The following is a 5,832-nucleotide window of genomic DNA, read 5'->3' as shown; positions in this document are numbered from 1 at the left end:
CCCGCGAGTCGTCAAACGCAAGGTCCTGAAATGGGCCGCGAAACGCTCCCACCACGCACACTGGCCCCAGCCCAAACACGGCCCCCGTATCACCACCCGAGTCCACTAACTGAACGGTATTGAAGCTAGCGGTGTTCTCGTCGACGGCCACGGCAGCGTTGAACGCGATGCCGGCGGCGTCGGTGATCTCGTCGGCGTCACCGTCGCCGTAGCCCAGGTTCGCGATCTTGGTGCCTGCTTCGACCAGGCGGCGCTTGCGGGCCTGGTCGCGGACAATGTACCCGATCCCCGCCGGGTCCGGGGCCGCCGCTACCGCTGGGCTCCCTGCTCGCGCTGTGCCTGGTCGTCGTCCTCGGCGGAGCCACGTCCCTGGCCGCCATCGTCCGCGTCGCCGCGCGGCGACGCGGACGTGAACAAGAACAAGCAGACGCTGGCCCGGCTCCAGGAAACGCCGAGACTGCTCCTGCATCGCAGAGACAGCGAGGATCTGATCCTCACCACCGCGGCGCGGGCCGAACAGGACCAGACCGTGGTGTCGGCAGCCACCCGGATGCTGGCCGCGATGGCACGCCGGGAGCCCGGCAGTATGGAACTGCTCCTCGACATACTGCCGGACGCCTTCCCCTGGGTGCGCTTCCTGCCCGAGGCCGATCTACACGCCTTCGCCGTCGAACTGGTCGACACCATGCGCGCCGCCGACTCACTCGGCAACAGCGCCTCCGTCGCCCAGTTGCTCATCGCCTGGCAGCACACCGCCGAGGTCTACTCCGACCCCGAACTGCTGGCCGCGCTGACCAGGGACCACGGCGATGACTACGGCCCGGTACCGGACCCTCGGGACGTCGCATGACCGCGGGCCGCGGCGACCGTGCCGCGCCCCCGGCACCGGACGGCCACTGGGAAGTCCGCTTTGCTGACGCCGCCTCGGCCAAGGGCTGGGAGAGCCTCGCCCAGCAGGCCCGCGAGAACACCTACCGCGCCTGGGTCACCATGCGCACCGCCCCCGGACCGGCCACCGAGACACCCCGCCACCATCGCCTAAGGGGGGTCTGGCACATGGCACCCACCGCGGACAGACCTGCGAACAATGGCAGATCGAGGTGACCGGCGGCGGCCGCATCTGGTACCTCCTCGATACTGTCCGGGAGACTTGCTGGATCACCTTCGCAGGTACGGGGCACCCGCGAGCCGCAGACCGACGCTGACACCCGAGTGGCCTCTCAAGAGTGCCGGTGATACGCCTTGTTGGCGATGCGCCAGCTGTCGTCGACGCGGGCCAGCAGAAAGATGTGCTGTGCTGGTGCAGGGAGCTGCGCGGTGGCGCCGCTACGGGAGGAAGTACTCCGCCATGAGGCGGCCCACCCACTCCGGCTGGCGGACGTCGACGGGCTGGAACTCGACCATAGTGGGCTTGAGATCGACGACCGGGGTGCCCGCGACAGCGTCGAGGCCGAGCACGGTCAGCTTCCGGCCTTCGACGGCGACGATCGGACACGTGGTCATCCCGAGGCGGTTGGGGCGGCGTGGACCGTGATCGACGAAGACCCCCACCGGCGGCAGGTCGGAGCGGCCACGGGAGGGCAGCGGGCTGTACTCCGCACGCTCGGGCAGGCGGTCGAAGACGTAGAAGACGTCGACGTGGGAGAAGTCGGCCAGTCCCTGCATGCAGTCGTCGCCGAACCGCTCGTCGACGAGGATCGTGCTGCGCACGGCACCCCAGTTGTCGGTCATCTGGACGTCCGTGCGGTCGTTGTGGACGCTGCCGATGGGCGTGACGGTGAAGTCCATGAAACGCTCCTGTCGGGTATCGGGTTCAGGCGTCGCAGAGCTGAATGCGGAGGGTGTCGAATGCCCACTGCTCCCAGCGTTCGGGTGACCATCCGCGTTCGCGGACCAGGAGCAGGTAGAGCTCGGTGCTGAGCAGACCGTAGAGGAGATCGGCGGCGAAGTCCGCCGTCACGTCGTCGCGGGCGCCGGGTTTGGCCATCATCGCCTCGGCCGCCACGGACTGGACGGTGTAGCGGGGGTCGGCGCCCTGCGGCCACAGCGACTTGACCTCGGGGTCCATGGCTGACGCGGCGGCCAGCATCTCGGTGATCGGCGCCACCCGGTCCAGGATCGCCCGGGTCCCCGCCACATGGGCGCGCAGGTGCCCCTCGGCCGTGCCGGCGTCCAGGGTCTCGCGGAACCAGGGGCGCTCCATCGTCGCCACCGGCTCGTCATCACCCGCGATTGCTGTGTCGACCACCTCTTTGAGCAGCGTCCGCTTATTGCCGAACTTGAAGTAGATCGTCTGCACGGCCACGCCGGCCCGGTCGGCGACCTCCTGCAGCGTCGTCACCCCGTACCCCTGCTCCACGAACAGCTCCCGTGCGGCGTCCAGCATGCGCAGCCTCGTCTGCCGGGACTTCGCGGCCCTCTTGTCCACCTTCTTGACATCAACCATGGCATTACTTTATCTCTAGAGTCAGTCACTAGAGACGAACTCTAGAGAGGAAATCTAGTTATGGCTCTCATCCCGCCTCCCGCGATCGAGATCCGCGGACTGGTGAAGACTTACGGAACGGCGTCGGACAGGCCCGCCGTCGACGACGTCACGCTCGATGTCCACGCCGGCTGCGTCTTCGGCTTCCTCGGCCCCAACGGCGCGGGCAAGACGACCACGATCAAGATCCTGGCCGGGCTGCTGGCCCCGACCGCCGGCCACGCGGCGCTGCACGGGCACGACGTGGCCAGGGAGCGGCCCGCGGCGATGGCGCAGATCGGCGCGGTGCTGGAGGGCTCGCGCAACGTCTACTGGAATCTGTCCGCCCGGCAGAACCTGGTGTACTTCGGGCGGCTCAAGGGCATGCGCAAGGCCGACGCCCGCACCCGCTCCCAAGAACTCCTGGGCGCACTGGGGTTGTGGGAGCGCCGAGACGACAAGGTCGGCGGCTTCTCCCGCGGCATGCAGCAGAAGGTGGCGATCGCCGCCGCCCTGATCGCCGATCCGGCGGTCGTGCTGCTGGACGAGCCGACCCTCGGCCTGGACGTAGAGGCCACCCGTACCGTAAAGGACTGGATCCGCGGACTCGCCCGGGAGCGCAGCAAGACGATCCTGCTCACCACCCACCAGCTCGATGTGGCCGAGGAGTTGTGCGACCGGGTCGCGGTGATCCGCAGCGGCCGGGTCGTGGCCGACCGGCCCACCGACGAGCTGCTGGCCGGCTTCCGGCAGCGGGACCTGTACGAGATCAGCGTCGAGGGCACGCTGCCCGAGGCGGCGCTGCCGGACGGCTTCCAGGTCGCCGCACAGAACGGCACCACCACGCTCTCCGGGCGGGTGAAGGATCCGCGAGAGGTGTATGACCTGGTCGCGCGGCTGCAGGCGCACGATGTGGTGCTGCGCTCCGTGACCCAGTCACAGCCCGGACTCGAGGACGTCTTCCTCAGCCTCGTACGGGGGGAGGCCCCGGCTCATGTCTGACACCGTCCCCGTGGCGCGCCTGCGCCCGGCGCCCGGCGCGAACGCGTCCCTGCTGGCCGCCGAGATCGGCAAGGGGCTGCGCATCCAGATCGCGCACCCCATCGGCCATGTGATCGCGCTGCTGATCAGCACGATGATGTATCTCGGGCTGCAGTTCGTGATGGGCCAGGGCGAGCTGCGGCAGAACCTGCTGCCGCAAACCCTCGTCGCCATCAGCGGCTACTGGTTCCTGCAGTACGCAGGGCTGGTGATGGTCGCCGACCTGATCGAGGAGAAGCGCACCGGCACCTTCGCGCAGTCGCTGATGTCGCCCGCTCCGCCCTGGCTGCTGATGACCGGACGCCTGCTCACCGCCTCGCTGTTCGGCCTGCTGGTGGCGGCCTCCGCGGCGCTGGTCCCGATGCTGGTGGCCGGGATCACGATCCCGCTCAGCTGGTCGGCCCTGGTGCCGGCCGTGCTGGTGGTGGCCAACGTGCTGTCGTTCACCTTCGTGCTGGCCGCCGTCGCCCTCAAATCCCCCCAGATCGCGGCGGTCCAGTCCCTGCTCACCTCACTGGTGCTGCTGCTCAACGGCTCCTTCATGCCCCTGTCGCTCTACCCGGACTGGCTCGCAGGCGTGGCCCGGTTCCTGCCGACCACGCTGTCCCTCGAGGCCACGATGAAGGTGCTGTTCGACGGGGCGTCCCTGGCCGAGGTCTGGAGCGACGGCGTCCTGCCGTGGTCCCTGGCCTACACCGTGGCCCTCGCCGCCGCCGGCGCCGCCCTGTTCGTCCGCAACCACCGGCGCGCCGTCCGCGACGGCAGCGTCGGACAGTACTGAGGAGGCACGCCATGACCACTTCACTGACCGTGCCGGTCCACGCACCGGCCCCCGGACGCACGGCCGCCTTCGCCGGCGGCGTGGCGGCCGAATTCGACAAGGCGATGCTGAGCCTGGTGGCCGGCTGGCGCGAACTCATCATCCAGATGATCACGTTCCCGGTGTTCTACCTGCTCATCGTCCTGTTCATGGGCCGTGGCGAGCTCCTGCCGGAGCTGCTGGTGCCCACCTTGTTCGGCATGATGGCGCTGACCTTCATCCACGAGCAGATCAACCGCTCCTTCTGGGGCTACCTGGGCGACATCCAGTCCGGCGTGCTGGAGCAGACGTATCTCACCCGGCTACCGTCCGCCGCTCTCGTCCTGGGCCGCCAGCTCGGCGCCGCGGTGGTGGCGCTGCCGACCGCGCTGGCCGTGCTGGCCACCGGCGTCGTCACGGTCGCCGTGCAGGGCGGGACCGTCCCGTTCGACGTACAGATGCTGGTGCCGCTGATCGCGATGGTGGCGGGCACGTGCGGTCTCGCGCTCGTGCTGTGCGGCCTGACGCTGGTGTTCAAGCGCATCGAGGTCATCACCCAGATGTCGGTCGCCGTATACGCCATCGGCGGCGGGACCCTCGTCCCGCTGACCGCCATGCCCGACTGGGCCGCGGCCCTGGGCCGGCTGTTCCTGCCCATCGCCCCCGCCATCGAGGGAGCGCGCGACCTGGTCGCCGGGCATGGGCTGACCGACCTGCCCAGCGGCTGGGGGCTCGGCTGGCTGCTGCTGCAGCCACTGCTCATCCTCGGCGCAGGCGTCGTGCTCTTCGCCCGCCTCGAGCGGCTCGCCAAGCGCCGCGGCACTCTGGGCCGTTACTGACCGGCCCGGCCGAAAGGTTCTCCATGAACATGGACACCACTGGAAGGCAGTCATGAAAGCCCTCGTCCTCGCCGGCTACGGCGCGGTCGGCGCCCACATCGCGTCCGACCTGCGGGCGCACGGCGACACCGCCTACACGGCCGGGCGGGATCCGGCGCGCCGACCGGGTGCTCGACCTCGGCGCCGGCCCGGACGGCGGCTACCGCGCGGCGCTCGACGGCATCGATGTCGTCGTGAACTCCGCCGGCGCGGAGGACCCTGTGCCGTTCGGAAACTCGTCGCCGCTGATCAGGCGGCGTACCCGTACTCCTTTATGACGCCGCCGAGTACTCGGCGGCGGAGGACTCGGTGCGTAGTCAGCTCGGTTTTAGGTGCCGGGTGCTCCTGCGCGAGGGGCGGAAGCCGTCCCCGAGCCTGATGTGGGCGATGGCAGTTGTAGTGTCGGGCGTAGGCGTCCAGGACCTGGCGGGCATGGGTCTCGTTCCAGATCAGCAGGTGGTCGAGGACTTCACGCCGAAGGGTTCCGACGACCCGTTCACAGTGCGCGTTCATCCGAGGAGCCCGCGGCGCGGTCCACACGGCCTCGATGCCGTCGACTCTGCTGCGCAATTCCGGGGTCAGGCCGTGAGCCGGTAGGCGAGGTGTTCGAGGCGGCTGCTGCGGGTGTGGTGCTGGTCGTGTCCGGTCCA

The 5,832-nt window shown here is 69.4% G+C and carries 8 protein-coding genes; 5 read left to right on the top strand and 3 right to left on the bottom strand.

Annotated features, from left to right (window positions below):
* Positions 1-409 precede the first annotated feature (409 nt).
* Positions 410-850 (top strand): hypothetical protein, encoded by a 441-nt coding sequence (locus tag AB0I23_RS40935; protein WP_359118300.1) that lies wholly within the window; start codon positions 410-412, stop codon positions 848-850.
* Positions 847-1,104: a hypothetical protein gene (locus tag AB0I23_RS40930; protein WP_359118298.1), complete on the top strand. Its 258-nt coding sequence runs from the start codon at positions 847-849 to the stop codon at positions 1,102-1,104. The genes AB0I23_RS40935 and AB0I23_RS40930 overlap by 4 nt, the downstream gene beginning before the upstream one ends.
* Positions 1,105-1,326: 222 nt before the next feature.
* Here AB0I23_RS40930 and AB0I23_RS40925 read toward each other — a convergent pair whose 3' ends face one another.
* Complete coding sequence (locus AB0I23_RS40925) at positions 1,327-1,788, bottom strand: SAM-dependent methyltransferase (RefSeq protein WP_359118296.1); 462 nt, start codon at positions 1,786-1,788, stop codon at positions 1,327-1,329.
* Positions 1,789-1,813: 25 nt separating this feature from the next.
* Positions 1,814-2,446, bottom strand: a complete 633-nt coding sequence (locus AB0I23_RS40920; RefSeq protein ID WP_359118294.1) for a TetR/AcrR family transcriptional regulator — start codon at positions 2,444-2,446, stop codon at positions 1,814-1,816.
* 60 nt (positions 2,447-2,506) lie between these two features.
* Here AB0I23_RS40920 and AB0I23_RS40915 point away from each other — a divergent pair, with 60 nt between their 5' ends.
* Genes AB0I23_RS40915 through AB0I23_RS40905 form a run of 3 tightly spaced genes read left to right on the top strand, consistent with a single transcriptional unit; the run spans position 2,507 to position 5,143 of the window.
* Positions 2,507-3,466 (top strand): ABC transporter ATP-binding protein, encoded by a 960-nt coding sequence (locus AB0I23_RS40915; RefSeq protein WP_359118292.1) that lies wholly within the window; start codon positions 2,507-2,509, stop codon positions 3,464-3,466.
* Positions 3,459-4,286, top strand: a complete 828-nt coding sequence (locus tag AB0I23_RS40910) for an ABC transporter permease (protein ID WP_359118290.1) — start codon at positions 3,459-3,461, stop codon at positions 4,284-4,286. The genes AB0I23_RS40915 and AB0I23_RS40910 overlap by 8 nt, the downstream gene beginning before the upstream one ends.
* A gap of 11 nt (positions 4,287-4,297) precedes the next feature.
* Positions 4,298-5,143: a hypothetical protein gene (locus tag AB0I23_RS40905; RefSeq protein ID WP_359118289.1), complete on the top strand. Its 846-nt coding sequence runs from the start codon at positions 4,298-4,300 to the stop codon at positions 5,141-5,143.
* A 288-nt stretch (positions 5,144-5,431) separates the two neighbouring features.
* Here the strand turns inward: AB0I23_RS40905 and AB0I23_RS40900 are convergent, their stop codons facing one another.
* Positions 5,432-5,722 (bottom strand): integrase core domain-containing protein, encoded by a 291-nt coding sequence (locus AB0I23_RS40900; RefSeq protein ID WP_359118302.1) that lies wholly within the window; start codon positions 5,720-5,722, stop codon positions 5,432-5,434.
* Positions 5,723-5,832: the final 110 nt, after the last annotated feature.

Origin of the sequence: Streptomyces atratus (assembly GCF_040655115.1) — a bacterium.
Classification (GTDB): Bacteria; Actinomycetota; Actinomycetes; order Streptomycetales; family Streptomycetaceae; genus Streptomyces; species Streptomyces atratus_D.
This window is presented reverse-complemented; position numbering and strand designations above follow the sequence as displayed.

Excerpts from the sequence above, each read along its gene's own strand:
- AB0I23_RS40930 (WP_359118298.1), top strand. The coding sequence starts at position 847 with ATGACCGCGGGCCGCGGCGACCGTGCCGCGCCCCCGGCACCGGACGGC.
- AB0I23_RS40925 (WP_359118296.1), bottom strand. The coding sequence starts at position 1,788 with ATGGACTTCACCGTCACGCCCATCGGCAGCGTCCACAACGACCGCACG.
- AB0I23_RS40920 (WP_359118294.1), bottom strand. The coding sequence starts at position 2,446 with ATGGTTGATGTCAAGAAGGTGGACAAGAGGGCCGCGAAGTCCCGGCAG.
- AB0I23_RS40915 (WP_359118292.1), top strand. The coding sequence starts at position 2,507 with ATGGCTCTCATCCCGCCTCCCGCGATCGAGATCCGCGGACTGGTGAAG.
- AB0I23_RS40910 (WP_359118290.1), top strand. The coding sequence starts at position 3,459 with ATGTCTGACACCGTCCCCGTGGCGCGCCTGCGCCCGGCGCCCGGCGCG.
- AB0I23_RS40905 (WP_359118289.1), top strand. The coding sequence starts at position 4,298 with ATGACCACTTCACTGACCGTGCCGGTCCACGCACCGGCCCCCGGACGC.